This window comes from Streptomyces sp. SAS_272 (assembly GCF_052543235.1).
In genome coordinates, this window is the sequence record NZ_JBMNDR010000008.1 from 135,739 (window position 1) to 153,341 (window position 17,603).

Below are 17,603 nucleotides of genomic sequence, written 5' to 3' on the forward strand. Positions count from 1 at the left end.
CAGGGATCAGGACCGGACAGGGATCAGGACCGCGCAGGCGCAGCAGGACCAGGCAGGGGGATCAGGACATGGACCTCTCGGACAGCCCCGAGGACGCGGAGTTCCGGGCCCGGCTGCGGGAGTGGCTGGGCAAGGCGCTGCCCACGCTCCCGCCGAAGCCGTCGCCGGACGACTGGCCGGGCCGCCGCGCCTACGACCTCGGCTGGCAACGGGCGCTGCACGACGCCGGATACGCCGACGTGCACTGGCAGGCCTCGCCGGGCGTGCGCCTGATCTTCCTGGAGGAGACCGAGAAGGCGGGCGCGCCCTACGTGGGCGCGGGCTTCGTCGGGCTGCTGCACGCCGGTCCGACGATCGCCGCCGAGGGGACGCCCGAACAGCGGGCCCGCTGGCTGCCGCCCATCCTGCGCGGCGAGGAGGTGTGGTGCCAGGGCTTCAGCGAGCCCGACGCCGGGTCCGACCTCGCGGCGCTGCGCACGCGCGCGTGGCGCGACGGCGACGCCTACGTGGTGAGCGGGTCCAAGATCTGGACGTCGCACGCGGAAGTCGCCGACTGGTGCGAACTGTTGGTCCGCACCGATCAGGACGCGCCGAAGCACCGGGGCATCAGCTGGCTGGCCATGCCCATGGACGCGCCGGGCGTCACGGTCCGCCCGCTGCGCACCCTCGCCGGGTCGGCCGAGTTCGCCGAGGTGTTCCTCGACGAGGTGCGGGTGCCGGTCGGCAACCGGGTGGGGGCGGAGAACGACGGCTGGCGCGTGACGATGGTGACGCTGTCCTTCGAGCGCGGCACCGCCTTCGTCGGAGAGGTCGTCGCCTGCCGGCGCGTGCTGGGCGAACTCGCCCGCCGGGCACGGCGCACCGGACGCTGGGATGACCCCGTCCTGCGGCGCCGGCTGGGATCCCTCAACGCCGAGTTCCGGGCGCTGTGGCGGCTGACGCAGTGGAACGTGAGCGCGGCGGAGGCCGCGCACGGCGGGGTGCCCGGCGTCGGCGGGTCGGTCTTCAAACTGCGGTACTCGCAGGCGCGCCAGGAGCTGTACGACGCCGCCGCCGAGGTCCTGGGCGACGCGGCGCTCGACGTCGACCACCCGTGGACGGCCGACCGGCTCTCGTCGCTGTCGTACACCATCGCGGCCGGCACGTCGCAGATCCAGCGCGACATCGTGGCCGAGCGGATTCTGGGTCTGCCGAAGGGGAGGTGAACGGTCCGTCATGCGATTTCGACTGACGGAGGACCAGCGGGCGCTCCGCGGCGGAGTGCGGGAACTGCTGGCGCGCCGGTTCGACCGGGCGGCGCTGAGGGCGGCGGTGGACCGGCCGGGGGTGCTGGACCGGGCCCTGTGGCGGGAGCTGGGCGAGGCCGGATTCTTCGCGCTGCGGCTGCCTGAGGAGGACGGCGGGGTCGGACTCGGGCTGCCCGAGTCGGTGCTGGTCTTCGAGGAGGCGGGCCGGGTGCTGCTGCCGGGCCCGCTGGTGGCCACGCACCTGGCGGCCGGGCACGTGCCGGGTGCGGCCGAGGGCGAGACGGTCGTGGCGGCCGCCGACGGCGGAGGGCTGGTGGAGTGGCTGGCACAGGCGGACGTCGTGCGCGGGGACGCCGACGGGGCCGTGCCGCTGCGGTCGGTGGACCCGCTGACGCCGCTGCACGCCGTCCCCGCGCGGGGGACGGCCGATCCCGCCGCTGTCCTCCTCACCGCGGCCGAGCAGCTCGGCACCGCCACACGCGCGTGCGAACTGGCCGTGCAACACGCCCGGGCGCGTGAGCAGTTCGGTCGGCCGATCGGGGCCTTCCAGGCGGTCAAACATCTCTGCGCGGAGCTGCTCGTGCGGGTCGAGACGGCCCGCGCTGCGGTCTACGCGGCCGCCGTCACCGCCGACCCGGCCGACATCGCGGCGGCCCGGCTGCTGGCCGACGAGGCCGCCGTCCGCGGGGCGCGCGACTGTCTCCAGGTGCACGGCGGCATGGGGTTCACCTGGGAGGCGGACGTCCACCTGCTGCTGAAACGGGCCTGGGTGCGCACACGACGTGCGGGTGGAGTCACGGAGAGTGAGGAGTTGCTCGCGGCCGATCTGCTGGCCGAGGCGGACCGTTAGCGGTCCCCGCCTGCGCGGACGGCCGACGTGGCGGACGGACGGCCGCTCGGGTGTCGCGGATCGTGGCATACCGGAATCACGGAGCGTTGATATCGGGTTGTGTCCGATGCGTGACCCGTCACGGCCCGGAGTCGGCGGGCCGCTCCGGTACCTTCTGTGGGATGCGAGCGGTTCCGAGCATGAGCCATGCCGGCGGTGCCCCTGGGGCGATGCCGGATCCGGCGGTGCGCGCCGCCGCTCGCTGGGCGGACGGGCTTACGGCCCCCGCCTGTTCGACTCCCCGCAACGAGCGTCGCACAGTATGCCGCACGGGTAATCCTTCGCGCTGGAATATGCCCGAAGCGCTTGTTGAGGTGACTGTACGTCAACCAAGCTGTCTTGTAAGGGATTCACGTTCCGTCACCCTGCCTCTGACTGTTGTTCTGGTCATGCAGAAAATGGCTACGATCGTGGCCCCCGTCGTCATGGTGCACACGCGGCTAGCGTGGCTGGCGTGGCGTACGGCCATGTGTCCGCCGGTTCGGATGGTGTGAGCGGTGCAGGTGCTTCAAGTGCAGCTGGAGATCCGGCCCGACCCCGCTGAGGTGGGGCGCGCCAGGAGGTGGGCCCGTTCGCGCCTCGTCGGGTCCGGGATAGGGGACGAGGAGCCGCTCGCCGAGACGTTGATCCTGCTCGTCTCCGAGCTGGTCACCAACGCCGTGGTGCACACCGGCTGTCCGGCCGTGCTGCGGCTCTCCCTGCCGGGCGGGGCGGCCGAGCCCTCCATCGTCCGGCTGGAGGTGGCCGACTCCAGCGACCGGGCCCCGGTGCCCCGCTGCGCCGGCGACGAGGCGACCGGTGGGCGCGGCCTGGCACTCGTCGACGGCCTCGCGGACCGCTGGGGGTGGAGTGTGGAGGGCGCCGGCAAGCGCATCTGGTGCGAGCTGGACCGCTGTGCGGCCCCGGTCGAGGTGGCGGTGGACCGTGGCGGCGCGGCCGAATGCATGGGCGCGGCCGACCGCGCGGGAGGCGTCCGCAAGGAGCCCCGGCCGGCGTACGGCGGGCGGGCCTACGAAGCGGTCTGACGGACCGACGGCGGCGCACGGCGCACGGGTGCGGATGCCCCGGCAGTGGTGGGGCGAGGGCGCAGAAAGCGCTGTCGGTCCGGGCCGGTCCTGGATCGGTGCGCCCGTCGTGCTTCCGTGCGCGCCCATCATGAATGGGGCATAAGCAATAAATCGCCTTCAGGGTGTTGACGTCCGTTGTCCGTTTGATCACGCTTGTGGTCAGCGATTCGCCGCGAGGGGACGGCGAGGGCCTCGGTGACGGAGGTCCTTGCCGGGCGCGGATCGTGATTCGGCGTCGGTTCCCTCGGGGGGCGAGGGGAGTCGACGGGGGTCCTCCGCCCGGGCGCAGTCGCGGGCGGGGAGACACGCCGAAGTCGGATGGCGGTGCGCGGTGCCGTGCTCGGGGCGGGCAGCCGCGCGCCGTCGACCGACGCGCTTCCTCGTCCTCCGGTCCTCGACGCGCCTCCTCGTCCTCCGCTCCTCAGAGAACCGCCACCGGGGCCACCGGCGTCCCCGTCCCGCCGACGAACGGCTCGGGCATCGCCGACAGCAGGAACGCGTAGCGGCCCGCTTCTCCACAGGCTGTGGACAACTCTTCGAGATTCCAGTTCTGGCCCTGCAGCATCCCCATCTCGACCAGGTCGAGCGCGTGCACGGGCAGCCACAGGTCGTCGATCTCCGGCGGGAAGACCTCGAACGTGAGGGTGTCGTTGGCGACGGCCGCCACGTCGCGCGCGTGGAACCACTCCGGCGTGCGCACCGACAGCCCCGGCGACGGGAACCCGTACCCCTGCCTGTCGCCCGCCAGATAGACCTGGACCTGCCCGGTCCGCACCAGCACGATGTCGCCGGCGCGCACGCGCGTGCCGGCGAGCTCCTCGGCGGCTTCCAGGTCCTCCGGCGTCACCGACTGTCCGCCCGCCAGCCGGTCGACGCCACGCGCGCGTGCCACGTCGAGCAGCACCCCGCGCGAGACGACGTGCCGCGCCTTGTCGATGCCGCTGAACTCGGCTCCGCCGTGCGCGGTGACACTCGCCGCCGGACGGCCGTTGTAGAGCTTCCCCGAGTGCGACACATGGGTCAGCGCGTCCCAGTGCGTGCCCGCCTGCAGGCCCATCGTCACGGCGTCGTCGCTGCACGCCACCGTCCCCGGACCGAAGATCTCCTGGTTGATCTGCACCATGGTGTGCAGCGGGTTGATCCGCCCCGGGATCAGGCCGGTCTGCACCCCGTCCTCCCTCAGGGGGAGGGCGAGCGGGACGCGACGCCCGGAGCGGATCTCGGCCGCCGCCGCGCGGACGACGTCGTCGGTGACGAGGTTCAGCGTGCCGATCTCGTCGCCCGCCCCCCAGCGCCCCCAGTTGTTGACGCGCTTCGCGATGTCGTGGAACTCGGCCGGCAGTGTCATTCCGTGCCTCCCCGGGGCTTGTCCCCGACTGTCCGACAGGTCAATCTGGTCCTCGCGTCTAGAATCTAACGGACCGTCAGAAACTGCGGGAGGGGGCTGGGCATGGGGAACTTCCTGGCCGGCAGGACCATCGCCGTCACGGGTGCGGGACGAGGCATCGGGCGGGCGGTGGCGCTCGCCGCCGCCGCGGAGGGCGCGCGGGTCGTCGTCAACGACTACGGCGTGGCGGTGGACGGGGCCGCGCCCACGAGCGAGGTCGCCGAGGCCGTCGTCAAGGAGATCGAGGCGGCCGGCGGGGAGGCCGTCGCCGTGGCCGACGACATCTCCACGATGGCCGGCGGCCGACGGCTGGTCGACGTCGCGGTGGAGTCGTACGGGCGGCTCGACGGGGTCGTGTGCGTGGCCGGCATCCTCCGCGAGCGGATGCTGTTCAACATGTCCGAGGAGGAGTGGGACCCGGTCGTCGCCACCCATCTGAAAGGCACCTTCACCGTGTTCCGCGCCGCCTCGGCGGTGATGCGCGAACAGCGCGGCGGCACGCTGATCGGCTTCACCAGCGGCAACCACCAGGGGTCCGTGTCGCAGGCCAACTACAGCGCGGCCAAGGGCGGGATCATCTCGCTGGTGCGCAGCGCCGCGCTCGGCCTGCACAAGTACGGGGTGACCGCCAACGCGGTGGCCCCCGTGGCGCGTACGCGCATGTCGGCCGGGGTGCCGACGGAGCTGTCGGAGATCGGCGAACCGGAGGACGTGGCCGCGTTCGTGGTCTACCTGCTGTCGGACCGGGCACGCGAGGCCGGGATCACCGGACAGGTGTACACCGTCGCCGGGCCGAAGATCGCGGTGTGGGCGCAGCCGAGGGAACTCCGTTCGGTCTACGCGGAGGGGGGTTCCTGGACGCCGGAACGGATCGCGGAGTCCCTGCCGGCGTCGGTGGGGGTCGATCCGATGCCGATGCTGGCGCGGCTCGAGGAGATGGCGCGCGCCGCGCGGGAGGGGAGCCGGCCCAACGCCCGGTAGCGCGGGGATGCGCGTGGGTCGACGGATGCGGATGCGGATGCGATGTGGGTGCGGAAGCGGATGCGGATGCGGGTGCCTCGGGGCTGGCCGCGCTCACGCGGCGGGCCCGCCAAGTCGATACGGCCCGCGCCCCTGAGGTACGTGCGGTCGCCCCTTCTCGAGGAGGTCAGCGTGGATTTCGGTTTCACCTCGGCGGACGACTCTTTCCGCGTCGAAGCACGGGAATGGCTGGCCGCACACGCGCCGCAGGCCGCCGGCCGGCGGTCCTGGGAGAGGGCTCTCGGGGCGGCCGGGTGGATCGGGCTCGGCTGGCCGGAGAGCGGGTACGGCAACCGGACCGGGAGCCTCACCCAGCAGGTCGCCTGGGCCGAGGAGTACGCCCGGTCGGGCGCGCCGCCGCGATCCGGGCACATCGGGGAGAACCTGCTCGCGCCCACTCTCCTCGCGCACGGCACGGACGAGCAGAAGGCGCGCTTCCTGCCGCCGGTCGCCGCAGGCGAGGAGCTGTGGTGCCAGGGATACAGCGAGCCCGGCGCCGGCTCCGACCTCGCCGGCGTCCGCACGCGTGCCGAACTCGCCCCCGACGGACGGTCGTACCGGGTCACCGGCCAGAAGATCTGGACCTCCCTCGCCCACGAGGCCGACTGGTGCTTCGTCCTCGCGCGCACCGACCCGCACGCGCGGCGGCACCACGGCCTGACGTTCCTCCTCGTGCCCATGGACCAGCCGGGCCGGATCGAGGTACGGCCGATCCGGCAGCTGACCGGCACCAGCGACTTCAACGAGGTCTTCTTCGACGGGGCGCACGCGCGCGTGGACCACGTCGTCGGCGCGCCGGGAGACGGCTGGCGGGTCGCCATGAGCCTGCTCGGCTTCGAGCGGGGGGTGTCGACCCTCGCCCAGCAGATCGGCTTCGCCCAGGAGTTGGGGCGCGTCGTGCGCGCCGCCGTGGAGACGGGCGCGGCCGGCGATCCCGTCGTGCGCGAGCGCCTGGTGCGGCTGTGGGCGGAGCTGCGGACCATGCGCTGGAACGCGCTGCGGACGCTGGGCGGCTCGGGCGGGCCGGGCGCGCCGAGCGTGGCCAAGCTGCTGTGGGCGGGCTGGCACCAGCGGCTGGGAGAGGTCGCCGTACAGGTGCGGGGCGCGGCCGCCAGCGCCGGGCCGGCCGACTGGACGCCCGCCGCGCCGTACGAACTCGACGACGCCCAGCACCTGTTCCTGTTCTCCCGGGCCGACACGATCTACGGCGGCTCGGACCAGATTCAGCGCACGATCATCGCCGAGCGCGTGCTCGGCCTGCCCAGGCAGCCCAAGGGATGAGGCAGAGGGGAGCAGCGTGATGCGAGGCGTGGTGTTCGACGGTGAGCGGGTCGAGGTCGTCGACGACCTGGAGGTGCGGGACCCGGGAGCGGGCGAGGTGCTGGTCGCCGTCTCGGCGGCCGGGCTGTGTCACAGCGACCTGTCGGTCGTCGACGGGACGATCCCCTTCCCCGTGCCGGTCGTCCTCGGGCACGAGGGCGCGGGGGTCGTGGCGGCGGTCGGCCCCGGGGTCACGCATGTCGTGCCCGGCGACCATGTCGCGCTGTCCACGCTCGCCAACTGCGGCGCCTGCGCGGAGTGCGACCGGGGCCGCCCCACCATGTGCCGGCAGGCCATCGGGCGGCCCGGGAGACCGTTCACGCGCGCGGGGCGGCCCCTCTTCCAGTTCGCGGCCAACTCCGCCTTCGCCGAGCGGACGGTGGTCAAGGCCGTGCAGGCGGTGCCGATCCCGAAGGACGTCCCGCTGACGTCCGCCGCGCTGATCGGGTGCGGGGTGCTGACCGGCGTCGGGGCCGTGCTGAACCGCGCGCGCGTGGGCCACGGCGAGAGCGTCGTCGTCATCGGCACGGGCGGGATCGGGCTCAACGTGTTGCAGGGCGCGCGCATCGCGGGCGCGCTGCGGATCGTCGCCGTCGACGCGAACCCGGCGAAGGAGGCGGCGGCCCGGCGGTTCGGGGCCACGCACTTCCTGACGTCGGCGGACGGCGTGCGGGACGTGCTGCCGACGGGCGCGGACCACGTCTTCGAATGCGTGGGGCGGGTCGAGCTGATCCGAACGGCCGTCGACCTGCTCGACCGGCACGGGCAGGCGGTGCTGCTCGGGGTGCCGCCGGCGACGGCCGAGGCGTCGTTCCGCGTCTCCTCGCTGTTCCTGGACAAGTCGATCCTGGGCTGTCGCTACGGCGCCTCGCGCCCCCAGCGGGACGTCGCCCTGTACGCGGAGCTGTACCGCGAGGGGCGGCTGCTGCTCGACGAACTCGTCACCCAGACCTATCCGGTCGAGGACTTCGAGAAGGCCGCGGCGGACGCCGAGGCGGGACGGGTGGCGCGGGGAGTGCTGACGTTCTAGGACACGCCCCGACGCGCGACCGGGGCCGGGCCGCGAGTTGTCCACAGGCTGCGGAAAAAGCCGGGGGCGTCGGAGTGCGGGGCGGAGTTCACTGCACGGTGTCGGTTCGGGTGCCGTCGGCTGCGCGGAAGGTGCGGCGGTAGGCGGTCGGGGTGACTCCGAGTGCGGCCTGCAGGTGCTGGCGCATCGACTGGGCGGTGCCGAAACCGGCGTCCCGGGCGATCCGGTCGACGGACAGGCCGCTGGACTCCAGCAGGTGCCGGGCTCGTTCGACCCGTTGCCGGGCGAGCCACTGGCCGGGGCTGATGCCGACCTCCTCGCGGAAGCGGCGGGTGAAGGTCCGCACCGACATGGCCTCCCGCTCGGCCATGTCGCGCAGCTGGATCGGCTCGTGCAGGCGGCCGAGCGCCCACGCGCGGGCGCCGGTCGTCGTCGCCTGCTGCGGGTCGGGCACCGGTCGTGCGATGTACTGGGCCTGACCGCCGTCGCGGTGCGGGGGCACGACCGTGCGGCGGGCCACGTCGTTGGCGACGGCGGTGCCGTGGTCGCGGCGGACCATGTGCAGGCACAGGTCGATGCCGGCGGCGACGCCGGCCGAGGTGAGCACGTCGCCGTCGTCGACGAACAGCACGTCCGGATCGACCTTGATCTGCGGGAAGAGCCGCTGGAGGTGTTCGGCGTCGGCCCAGTGCGTGGTCGCGGGACGGCCGTCGAGGAAGCCGGCCGCGGCCAGCACGTACACGCCGGTGCAGATGGAGGCGAGCCGGGTGCCGGGCCTGACGCGGTCGAGGGCGGCGGCGAGTTCGTCGGTCAGCACGCCCTCCTCGAAGACCGGACCGAGCTCGTAGCTGGCCGGAACGATCACGGTGTCGGCGGTGGCCAGCGCCTCGGGACCGTGCTCGACCATGATCGCGAAGTCGGCGTCCGTCTCGACGGGGCCCGGCGGGCGCACCGAGCAGGTGACGACCTCGTACAGAAGCCGTCCACGGGCGTCCTTGGGGCGGCCGAAGATGCGGTGCGGGATGCCCAGCTCGAAGGGGAGCAGGCCGTCCAGGGCGAGCACGACGACGCGATGGGGACGGGGGGCGTACTCGACAAGACCCATGGCCCGATCCTAGTGAATGCTGTCCTTCAGGCCAATCGTCCGTCCCGCCCGGATGCCCGAAGCTCGGTGACGTGCATCAGACGAGCGAGACCCGGGAATCCGCCGGGGAACAGAAGCCCGTGTCCGACCGCGTCCACGGCCGCGTGTCCGGCCGTCGCCGGATCCGGATCCACCGCGCCTGGTTCGTCGCCGCCGTCACCTTCGTCACGATCATCGGCGCGGCGGCCTTCCGCTCGCTGCCCGGTCTGCTCATCGACCCGCTGCATGCGGAGTTCGGATGGTCGCGCGGCACGATCGGCGCGGCGGTCTCGGTCAACCTGGCGCTGTACGGCCTCACCGCCCCGTTCGCGGCCGCCCTGATGGACCGGTTCGGCATCCGCCGGGTGGTCGCCGTGGCGCTGACCGTGATCGCGGCCGGCTCGCTGCTGACGGTGTGGATGACGGCGGCCTGGCAACTGCTGCTGTACTGGGGCCTGCTGGTCGGCCTCGGCTCGGGCTCGATGGCGCTGGCCTTCGCCGCGACGGTGACCAACCGCTGGTTCACCGAGCGCCGGGGACTGGTCACCGGCATCCTGACCGCAGCCTCCGCCTCCGGCCAGCTGATCTTCCTGCCGGCGCTGTCCTGGACGGTCCTGCGGTACGGGTGGCGCCCGGCGGCCGTCACCGTCGCGCTGGCCGCGCTCACCGTCGTCCCCTTCGTGTGGCTGCTGCTGCGCGACCATCCGGCGGACGTGGGTCGCAAGCCGTACGGCGCACGGGAGTTCACTCCGAAGCCGCCGCCGGTGCGGGGTGCGGCCCGGCGCACCCTGCGGGTCCTGTCCTCGGCCGTGCGCACCGGCCCGTTCTGGCTGCTGGCCGGCACCTTCGCGATCTGCGGCGCCTCGACGAACGGCCTGGTGCAGACCCACTTCGTGCCCGCGGCGCACGACCACGGCATGCCGGTGACGGCGGCCGCCTCGCTGCTGGCCGTGATCGGCGTCTTCGACGTGGTCGGCACGGTCGCCTCCGGCTGGTTCACGGACCGGTTCGAGCCGCGCCGGCTGCTGGCGGTGTACTACGCGCTGCGCGGCATGTCGCTGCTGTTCCTGCCGGTGCTGCTGGCTCCGTCCGTGCACCCGCCGATGGTCTTCTTCATCGTCTTCTACGGGCTCGACTGGGTCGCCACCGTGCCGCCCACCCTCGCCCTGTGCCGCGAGCGGTACGGCGAGGACAGCGCCATCGTCTTCGGCTGGGTGCTGGCCTCCCACCAGCTGGGCGCGGCCCTGGTCGCCTTCCTGGGCGGCCTGGCGCGGGACGCCTTCGGCTCGTACGACGTCGTCTGGTACGGATCGGGCGCGCTGTGCGCGGCGGCGGCGCTGATGGCCCTCGTGATCCGTCGCCGGCCGGCCACGGCGGCCCTCGCGCCCGCGACGCCCTGAGCATGCGGGCGTCCCCTCAGGCGGGCGTCCCCCGGGCGGGCGGGCGGCGGCTCCCGCCCGGAGCCCGGAGCCCGGAGCCCGGAGTCGGCGGGGCGTCCGCGCTGCGCAACCGCTCCCGGGCGGCTACTCCGCGTACTGTATGGCTACATTCAGTGACGGGTGGTCGGGGATGCTGAGCGTCGTCCCGCCGTCCGCTGTCCGTGGAGGCGATTGATGACGTCGTTGGCCCGTCGTGACGTGCTGAAGTGCCTGCCGGTCGTGGCCGGCGCGGCCGTGACCGCAGCGGCGGTGACCGGGACGGCGGCCGCGCGCGGGGCCGCCCCGCGCGGGGCGGCCGTGCGCCCCCCCCCCGACGCCGGGTTCCCGCAGCCGGAGACGCGCCGGGCGGACCCGGACACGGGACGGCTCGCCACCCGGCTGACCGTCGCGTTCACCGAGCTGGCGGTCCCCGGCGTGGGCAGTGTGCTCACCCGCACCTACGAGGGGTCGGTCCCGGGGCCGACGCTGCGGGTGCGGCCCGGGGAGACCCTGGAGATCACGCAGGTCAACGCGCTGCCGCCGAACGCCGATGCGAGGCGGGCAGGGCACGAGGACATGAACGTCCCGCATCACTTCAACACCTTCAACCTGCACACCCACGGCATGCACGTGGACCCCTCGGGCGAGGCGGACAACGTCTTCCGTGCCTTCGAACCCGCAGACGCTCCGGGGACCACGACCGCCCATCGCAGCGTCGTCGACGTCCCGGCGGATCATCCGGCCGGCACCTTCTGGTACCACCCCCACCTTCACGGATCCACCTCGAGCCAGCTGCTGAGCGGGATGGCGGGCGTGCTCGTCGTCGAGGGGGACGTCGACGAAGTCCCCGAGATCACCGCGGCCAAGGAGGTCGTCGTCTGCGTCAGCGAGCTCAAGGTGTCCGGCGGACGGGTGCCGGATCTGACCTCGCACGGCGTCTGGGACGACATCCCCTCGACATTCCTGGTCAACGGGGTGAAGAACCCCGTTCTGACCATCGCCCCGGGGGAGATCCAGCGCTGGCGTGTCGTCAACGCCGGAGCCCTCACCGCTCACTTCCTCAGCCTGGGCGGCCAGGAGGTGCACCAGATCGCCTGTGACGGCGTCACCTTCGTGGAACCCGTCGCCACCACCGGCGTGACCCTTCCCATGGGAGGACGGGTGGACCTGCTGGTCCGCGGCGGCAGGCCCGGCACCTACAAGGTGACCGGCGGGGGGCCCTCCCAGCACCTGCTGACGCTCGTCGTCACCGGCGCCCCGCGCACGATGGCGCTGCCGGCCGCCCTGCCCGGCCGGCCCACCGAACTGCCCGAGCCGACCCGCACCCGGACGCTGACCTTCCGCAGCTACGAGAACGTCTTCTCAGGCGCCTTCCCGAACGCCTACCGGATCCTGGGCGACGGGGAGACGCCGCCCGCCGACCCCCGGGCCGGCCGTGAGGATCCCGCCTGGGGCCGTCTCTCCGCCGACTACGTCAACCAGCGCGTCCGGCTGGGCGAGGTCGAGGAGTGGACGATCGTCAACGACTCGCACTCCCACGCCCACAGCCATCACCCCTTCCACCTGCACACCAACCACTTCCTGCTCACCGCCGTCGACAACCGGAAGCTGGCCACACCGGTCTGGCACGACACCGTCGCCGTCCCGCCGAACGGTTCGATCACCTTCCGGCTGCGCGCCGAGGACTTCACCGGACGGTCGATGCTGCACTGCCACCAGCTCCAGCACGGCGACGAGGGCATGATGCAGATCGTCGACTACGTGCGCTGAGCGGCCCGCCCGCCCGCCCGCCGAGGGTCAGCGGAACCGGCCCCGGTGGAACAGCAGCGGCGGCTCGTCCGCGCCGCTGTCGGTCCCCAGGGCGTTCACCCGCCCGACGACGATGAGATGGTCGCCGCCCGTGTGGACCGCGTGGATCGTGCAGTCGATCCACGCGAGGGCGCCGGCGAGGCGGGGAGCGCCCGAGACCGGCGCCGGATCGTGGTCGACGCCGGCGAACTTGTCCGTGCCGCTCGCCGCGAAGGCGCGGCACAGCGCCTGCTGGCCCGCGCCGAGGACGTTGACGCAGAAGACGCCCGCGCGGGCGATCCTCGGCCAGGTGGCGGACGTACGGCCGACCATGAAGGCGACCAGGGGCGGGTCGAGGGAGAGCGAGGAGAACGACTGGCAGGCGAAGCCGGCGGGCGCGCCGTCCCCGTCGGCGGCGGGCGCCGTCACGACCGTCACGCCCGAGGCGAAGCTCCCGAGGACGCGGCGGAACTCGCCCGCGTCCACCGGCGCCCGTTCGTCCTCCCGGACACAGCGCAGCTCGGGCCGCGGCAGCGGTTCGACCGGCCGGCCCTCCGCCCGCAGATACCGCACGGCCGCGGCCGCCATTCCCGCATGTCCCATCACCTCCCCATTGAAGCTGACAGTTCGTCAGATAGGAAGGGGTGTGCGGACGCCCGGGCGGTCAGCGGCCCCGGAAGGCCGCCGCACGGCGTTCGGTGAAGCTCTTCACGCCTTCCTGCGCGTCCGCCGTCGTCATGTTGATCTCCTGGGCGGCGGCCTCGGCGGCGAAGGCGGTCGCGCGGTCGGCGTCGAGGGAGGCGTTGACGAGCTGTTTGGTCAGGGCCAGGGCGCGGGTCGGGCCGGCGGCCAGCCGGGCCGCCCACTCGCGGGCCGTCTTGTCCAGTTCGCCGTCCGGGACGACCCGGTTGACCAGGCCGAGGCGTTCCGCGTCGGCAGCGCTGAGCGCGTCGCCGAAGAACATCAGTTCCTTGGCCCGCTGCGGGCCCACCAGACGGGGGAGCAGATAGGCGCCGCCGCCGTCGGGTACCAGGCCGCGGCGGACGAACACCTCGATGAACCGGGCAGACTCGGCGGCCAGCACCAGATCGCAGGCGAACGCGAGGTGCGCGCCCAGACCGGCCGCCGTGCCGTTCACGGCCGCGACGACCGGCTTCTCGCAGTCGAGGACCGCGGCGATCAGGCGCTGGGCGCCCACCCGGAGGGTGCGGGCCACGTCCCCGGCGATCCGCTCGCCCGCCGCCGTCCCGCCGCGCAGGTCGGCCCCCGCGCAGAACCCCCGGCCCGTGCCGGTGAGGACCACCGCCCGCACCTCCGGGTCGGCGGACGCTTGCGCGAGCAGCGTGATCAGACGGTCGCGCTGGTCCGGGGTGAGGGCGTTGAGCGCCTCGGGGCGGTCGAGGGTGAGACGGGTGACGTGGTCGTCCGTGGTGCTCAGGATCGAGGGGGCGGGCATGCGTGTCCTCCGTTTCGGCAGGGGCGGACCGCCGGGCGGCGGCCCCGCCCCTCGTCTCGGCGCCGGCCAGGACAGGACCTGGGCCCAGGCCGCGCGGCGGACCTCACCGGCACACCGCCAGCGCGTCCAGGGCCACCGCGCCCTGCCCGCACGGCAGCACCACCAGCGGGTTGATGTCGAGCTCGGCGAGGTCGCCGCCCAGCTCCAGGGCCATGCGCTGCACCCGCAGCACGACCTCGACCAGCGCGTCCACGTCCGCCGGCGGACGGCCGCGGACGCCGTCCAGCAGCGCCCGTCCGCGCAGGTCGTCGAGCATCGCGCGGGCCTGGTCCTCGCCGAACGGCGGCACCCGCACGGCGGCGTCCCGCAGGACCTCCACCAGCACCCCGCCCAGCCCGACCGTCACCGTCGGCCCGAACAGCTCGTCGTGGGTGACGCCGACCACCGTCTCCACGCCCCGCTCGACCATCTGGCACACCAGGACGCCGTCCAGCGAGACGCCCTCGTAGCGGGCGATGTCGGTCAGCTCGCGGTAGGCGTCGCGGACCTGGCTCGCCGAGGTCAGGCCGATCTTCACCAGGCCCAGCTCGGTCTTGTGGGCGATCTGTGCGCCGGACGCCTTCATCACCACCGGGTAGCCGACCAGCCCCGCGGCCCGCACGGCCGCCGCCGCGCTGGTCACCAGCTGCTCGCGCGGGACCCGGATGCCGTACGCGCGCAGCAGCTGCTTCGCCGCGTGCTCGCTCAGCTGCTGTCCGGGCCGCATCAGCAGCTGCGCCTTGCGGTAGGACGGCGACAGAGTGCGGGGGGCCTCGTCGAAGGGCGAGCGGTAGTCGCTCACGAAACGGTGGTGCCGCAGATGGGCGCGGACCGCCGTGATGCAGTTGGCGAGGGTGCGGAAGGTCGCCACCCGGGAGGACCCCAGCAGCACGTCACGGTAGGCCGGTTCGGTGCCCACCGGGGATCCCCAGACCACGCACACGAGCTTGTCGGTCTGCTCGGCCGCGTCCACCAGATCCCGCACGAGACGGTCGCTCAGCGGCGGGAACGGGCCGGTGATCGGACAGATCAGGACGCCCACCTCGGGGTCGTCGAGGATCGCGTCGATGATCTTCCGGCCGCGCGCGTCGCCGACCGGATGGCCGCCGTTGTCGACCGGGTTGGCCACGTTCAGATACTCGGGGATCCACTGGTGCAGCTCGGCCTGTTTCGCGGCCGACAGGGCCGGCAGTTCGAGGCCGGCCGCCGTGGCCAGGTCGGCCGCGTGGGCGCCGGTGCCGCCGGAGATGGAGTAGATCACCACGCCGGACGCCCGCGGCGGCCGGGCGCGCGCCAACAGGGCGGCCGTGTCCTGGAGTTCGTCCAGGCCGTCGACCCGGATCACGCCGTACTGCCGCATCGCCGCGTCGACGACCTCGTCCGCGCCGGTCAGCTTCCCGGTGTGGGTGGCGGCGGTGCGGGCGCCGTTCTCGGTGCGGCCCACCTTGACCGCGACGACCGGCACCCCGCGCCGGGCGGCGCGGTCGGCGGCGAGGAGGAAGGAGCGGCCGTCCTTCAGGCCCTCCACATAGCAGGCGATCGCGCCGACCTCCGGGCGCTCCGCGAAGTAGGAGAGGAAGTCCGCGGTCTCCAGGTCGGCCTCGTTGCCGGTCGGCGCCCAGTGGGAGAGACGCACGCCGAGCTCCTGCAGCGCGAACACCGGGCGGCCCTGGTGTCCGGACTGGGTGATGAGCGCGATCGACGGTCCGGTGAGATCGTCGCGGAACCGCTCGAAGGCGTTGAGGTTGGTGTTCGGGCCGAGAAGGCGGATGCCGGACCGCTCGACGGCCGCCGCCAGACGCTCCTGCTCGGCCGCCCCCGCCTCGCCCGTCTCCGCGAAGCCGGAGGCGAAGACGACGGCGAACTTCACCTTAGTCTCGGCGAGCCGCTCGATCACCGGCACCGGGTCGGCGACCAGCAGGACGGCCAGATCGACCTGTTCGGGCAGCTCGGCGACGGAGGGGAAGCAGGGGATGCCGAAGACGGTGGCACGGGTGGGGTGCACGGGATGCAGCCGCGCACCCACCCGCTGGGCCCAGTCCACCAGTTGCCGGGTGACACCGGTGTTCGGTCGGCCTTCGGCGTCCGAGGCGCCGACGACCGCGACCGACTCGGGCCGGAAGAACCGGTCCAGGTCGGGGACGTCCGCGTAGAGCGGACGGCCGCTGACGTCGAGGTCGTCCGCCTGGGCCGGCCGGCCGTGGACGGCGGGTCCGGGTTGCTCGCCGCACGCGATGACCCGGGCCCGGCGGGAGTCGGTGGTGAGGGTGCCGTGGGTTGATCCAAGCATCGGTCCGCCCGCTCCTGTGTGACTGCCATGGGTGACTGTCAAGTAACTGACGCTCTGTCAGATTACATACCTGACGGACCGTCAGGAATGGTCGTGCACACAGTCGTCCACACACGTCCGCACAGTCGTGCCCACCGGAGCGGACGGAGACGGCCGCACCGGACCGTCTCCGCCGTGCCGTGGCCTCGCCGTGCTACAGCGCCGCCAGCACCTCCTTGGCCACCCGCTCGCCCGAGCGCACCGCTCCGTCCATGAACCCCATCCAGTGGACGGAGGTCTCCGTGCCGGCCCAGTGGATGCCGCCGACGGGCCGCCGCAGGGCCGGACCGTACTGGGTCAGCACGCCGGGCGCGCCGATGGAGACGGGGCCGCCGCGGCTGTAGGCCTCGTTGTTCCAGCGTTGCAGGACGAAGGAGGTGGGGGAGGCCGCTTTCGCGCCGAAGTACGTCACGTAGTCCTTCAGCACCGCCGCCTTGACCTCGGCCTCGCTCGCCGCGTCCAGCTTGCGGGCCTCGTCGGCCTCGATGAAGCCCATCAGCGCGCCGTACGAGGCGTCCGGCGGGGAGTTGTCGAAGGTCGAGCTGATCACGCCGGTGTCGCTGACCACCTGGCCGTTGAGGCCGTCGGCCCGCCAGAACGGGGTGTCGTAGATCGCGATGGCCTTGCCCACCGAGGCCATCGGGAGGCGCTGGGTGAGCTGGTCGCGGCCGGCGGGCAGCAGCGGGTCGTACGTGATGCGCGCGGCGAGGGGCGGCGGCACGGCGACGACGACGCGCTTGGCGGTGACGGTGAGGCCGTCGGCCGTGACGACGTACTTTCCGCCGGACCGGCTGATCGTGCGCACGGGCGCGTTCAGCGCCACCCGGTCGCCGAGCGTCGCCGCGAGCTTGACCGGCACCAGCTGGGAGCCGCCCACGAAGCGCTGCTCCTGGGCGCCGTTCGCGGTCTCGGTGAGGCGCTCGAGGGTGCCGGGGGTCGACTCGTTGCCGGCGGCGGCGATGTAGAAGAGCACGAAGAGCAGTGAGAGTTCGCGGGGCTCGGCCGAGAAGATCGAGGTGCAGGCCACGTCCAGCAGGAACTTGGCGGACGGCACGACGGCGTTGGCGCGCAGCCAGCTCTCGAAGGTCTGCCGGTCCCACTCCTCGGCCTTGGCCGCGGTCCAGGGCGCGTCGACCGGGACCGTCTTGGCCATGTCGTCCAGCGAGGCCTGCACGATCGCCGCGTTGGCGAGTCCGGCGGCGTCGACCGGCGGGACCGAGCCGAGCAGGCCGTCGGTGGCGTACGGGGTCTTCTTGCCGTCCTTGTAGAGGAGGTTCTTGCCGGTGTTGTAGGTGGCGAAGGTGGCCACGCCCAGGGAGTCGGCGAGCGCCTTGATGCGGTCCTGGGTCGGGCCGATGAACTCGCCGCCGCCCTCGGTCACCCCGCCGTTCGCCAGGGGCAGGTTGACCACCCGGCCGCCCACGCGGTCGCGGGCCTCCAGGACGACGACCGTGCGGCCCGCGGCCACCAGATCGCGGGCCGCGGTGAGG

14 protein-coding genes are annotated in these 17,603 nt (G+C 73.3%); 8 read left to right on the top strand and 6 right to left on the bottom strand.

The window, feature by feature from the left end; translation table 11 throughout:
- Positions 1–68 precede the first annotated feature (68 nt).
- The 3 genes from ACN6LD_RS08435 (at position 69) to ACN6LD_RS08445 (ending at position 3,161) form a co-directional block, all read left to right on the top strand.
- On the top strand, positions 69–1,205 hold the full coding sequence (locus ACN6LD_RS08435; protein WP_319194004.1) for an acyl-CoA dehydrogenase family protein: 1,137 nt from the start codon (positions 69–71) through the stop codon (positions 1,203–1,205).
- A gap of 10 nt (positions 1,206–1,215) precedes the next feature.
- Entirely contained in the window at positions 1,216–2,097 is an 882-nt protein-coding gene (locus ACN6LD_RS08440; protein WP_319194005.1) for an acyl-CoA dehydrogenase family protein, read from the top strand.
- Between the two features lie 551 nt (positions 2,098–2,648).
- Positions 2,649–3,161 carry an ATP-binding protein gene (locus ACN6LD_RS08445; protein ID WP_319194016.1) on the top strand — a complete coding sequence of 171 codons (513 nt, stop codon included), beginning with the start codon at positions 2,649–2,651 and terminating at the stop codon, positions 3,159–3,161.
- 463 nt (positions 3,162–3,624) lie between these two features.
- Here the strand turns inward: ACN6LD_RS08445 and ACN6LD_RS08450 are convergent, their stop codons facing one another.
- Complete coding sequence (locus ACN6LD_RS08450; RefSeq protein ID WP_445042817.1) at positions 3,625–4,551, bottom strand: cyclase family protein; 927 nt, start codon at positions 4,549–4,551, stop codon at positions 3,625–3,627.
- 102 nt (positions 4,552–4,653) lie between these two features.
- Here ACN6LD_RS08450 and ACN6LD_RS08455 point away from each other — a divergent pair, with 102 nt between their 5' ends.
- The 3 genes from ACN6LD_RS08455 (at position 4,654) to ACN6LD_RS08465 (ending at position 7,960) form a co-directional block, all read left to right on the top strand.
- Entirely contained in the window at positions 4,654–5,571 is a 918-nt protein-coding gene (locus ACN6LD_RS08455; protein ID WP_319194008.1) for an SDR family oxidoreductase, read from the top strand.
- A 171-nt stretch (positions 5,572–5,742) separates the two neighbouring features.
- Complete coding sequence (locus ACN6LD_RS08460; RefSeq protein WP_319194010.1) at positions 5,743–6,891, top strand: acyl-CoA dehydrogenase family protein; 1,149 nt, start codon at positions 5,743–5,745, stop codon at positions 6,889–6,891.
- Positions 6,892–6,910: 19 nt separating this feature from the next.
- The gene (locus ACN6LD_RS08465; protein WP_319194012.1) at positions 6,911–7,960 is read left to right on the top strand and encodes a Zn-dependent alcohol dehydrogenase; all 1,050 of its coding nucleotides are present in this window, start codon (positions 6,911–6,913) and stop codon (positions 7,958–7,960) included.
- Positions 7,961–8,048: 88 nt separating this feature from the next.
- Here ACN6LD_RS08465 and ACN6LD_RS08470 read toward each other — a convergent pair whose 3' ends face one another.
- Entirely contained in the window at positions 8,049–9,065 is a 1,017-nt protein-coding gene (locus ACN6LD_RS08470; protein ID WP_319194014.1) for a GlxA family transcriptional regulator, read from the bottom strand.
- Positions 9,066–9,184: 119 nt separating this feature from the next.
- Between ACN6LD_RS08470 and ACN6LD_RS08475 the strand changes: the two genes are divergently transcribed.
- Both ACN6LD_RS08475 and ACN6LD_RS08480 read left to right on the top strand, forming a co-directional pair.
- Positions 9,185–10,483, top strand: a complete 1,299-nt coding sequence (locus ACN6LD_RS08475) for an MFS transporter (RefSeq protein ID WP_319194017.1) — start codon at positions 9,185–9,187, stop codon at positions 10,481–10,483.
- A 213-nt stretch (positions 10,484–10,696) separates the two neighbouring features.
- Positions 10,697–12,271 (top strand): multicopper oxidase family protein, encoded by a 1,575-nt coding sequence (locus tag ACN6LD_RS08480; RefSeq protein ID WP_445042818.1) that lies wholly within the window; start codon positions 10,697–10,699, stop codon positions 12,269–12,271.
- Positions 12,272–12,298: 27 nt separating this feature from the next.
- Here ACN6LD_RS08480 and ACN6LD_RS08485 read toward each other — a convergent pair whose 3' ends face one another.
- From ACN6LD_RS08485 to ACN6LD_RS08500, 4 genes are all read right to left on the bottom strand, one after another.
- Positions 12,299–12,892 carry a flavin reductase family protein gene (locus ACN6LD_RS08485; protein WP_319193144.1) on the bottom strand — a complete coding sequence of 198 codons (594 nt, stop codon included), beginning with the start codon at positions 12,890–12,892 and terminating at the stop codon, positions 12,299–12,301.
- 61 nt (positions 12,893–12,953) lie between these two features.
- Positions 12,954–13,745: an enoyl-CoA hydratase/isomerase family protein gene (locus tag ACN6LD_RS08490; protein WP_319193146.1), complete on the bottom strand. Its 792-nt coding sequence runs from the start codon at positions 13,743–13,745 to the stop codon at positions 12,954–12,956.
- A gap of 103 nt (positions 13,746–13,848) precedes the next feature.
- A complete protein-coding gene (locus ACN6LD_RS08495) occupies positions 13,849–16,074 on the bottom strand; it encodes an acetate--CoA ligase family protein (protein WP_319193148.1) in 2,226 nt (741 codons plus the stop codon).
- A gap of 193 nt (positions 16,075–16,267) precedes the next feature.
- On the bottom strand, positions 16,268–17,603 hold a 1,336-nt coding region (locus ACN6LD_RS08500; protein WP_445042819.1), incomplete at its 5' end, for a flavin monoamine oxidase family protein.

Bases quoted from the DNA above. Each gene is read 5' to 3' on its own strand.
- ACN6LD_RS08435 (WP_319194004.1), top strand. From the start codon at position 69: ATGGACCTCTCGGACAGCCCCGAGGACGCGGAGTTCCGGGCCCGGCTG.
- ACN6LD_RS08440 (WP_319194005.1), top strand. From the start codon at position 1,216: ATGCGATTTCGACTGACGGAGGACCAGCGGGCGCTCCGCGGCGGAGTG.
- ACN6LD_RS08450 (WP_445042817.1), bottom strand. From the start codon at position 4,551: ATGACACTGCCGGCCGAGTTCCACGACATCGCGAAGCGCGTCAACAAC.
- ACN6LD_RS08455 (WP_319194008.1), top strand. From the start codon at position 4,654: ATGGGGAACTTCCTGGCCGGCAGGACCATCGCCGTCACGGGTGCGGGA.
- ACN6LD_RS08465 (WP_319194012.1), top strand. From the start codon at position 6,911: ATGCGAGGCGTGGTGTTCGACGGTGAGCGGGTCGAGGTCGTCGACGAC.
- ACN6LD_RS08470 (WP_319194014.1), bottom strand. From the start codon at position 9,065: ATGGGTCTTGTCGAGTACGCCCCCCGTCCCCATCGCGTCGTCGTGCTC.
- ACN6LD_RS08480 (WP_445042818.1), top strand. From the start codon at position 10,697: ATGACGTCGTTGGCCCGTCGTGACGTGCTGAAGTGCCTGCCGGTCGTG.
- ACN6LD_RS08485 (WP_319193144.1), bottom strand. From the start codon at position 12,892: ATGGGACATGCGGGAATGGCGGCCGCGGCCGTGCGGTATCTGCGGGCG.
- ACN6LD_RS08490 (WP_319193146.1), bottom strand. From the start codon at position 13,745: ATGCCCGCCCCCTCGATCCTGAGCACCACGGACGACCACGTCACCCGT.
- ACN6LD_RS08495 (WP_319193148.1), bottom strand. From the start codon at position 16,074: ATGCTTGGATCAACCCACGGCACCCTCACCACCGACTCCCGCCGGGCC.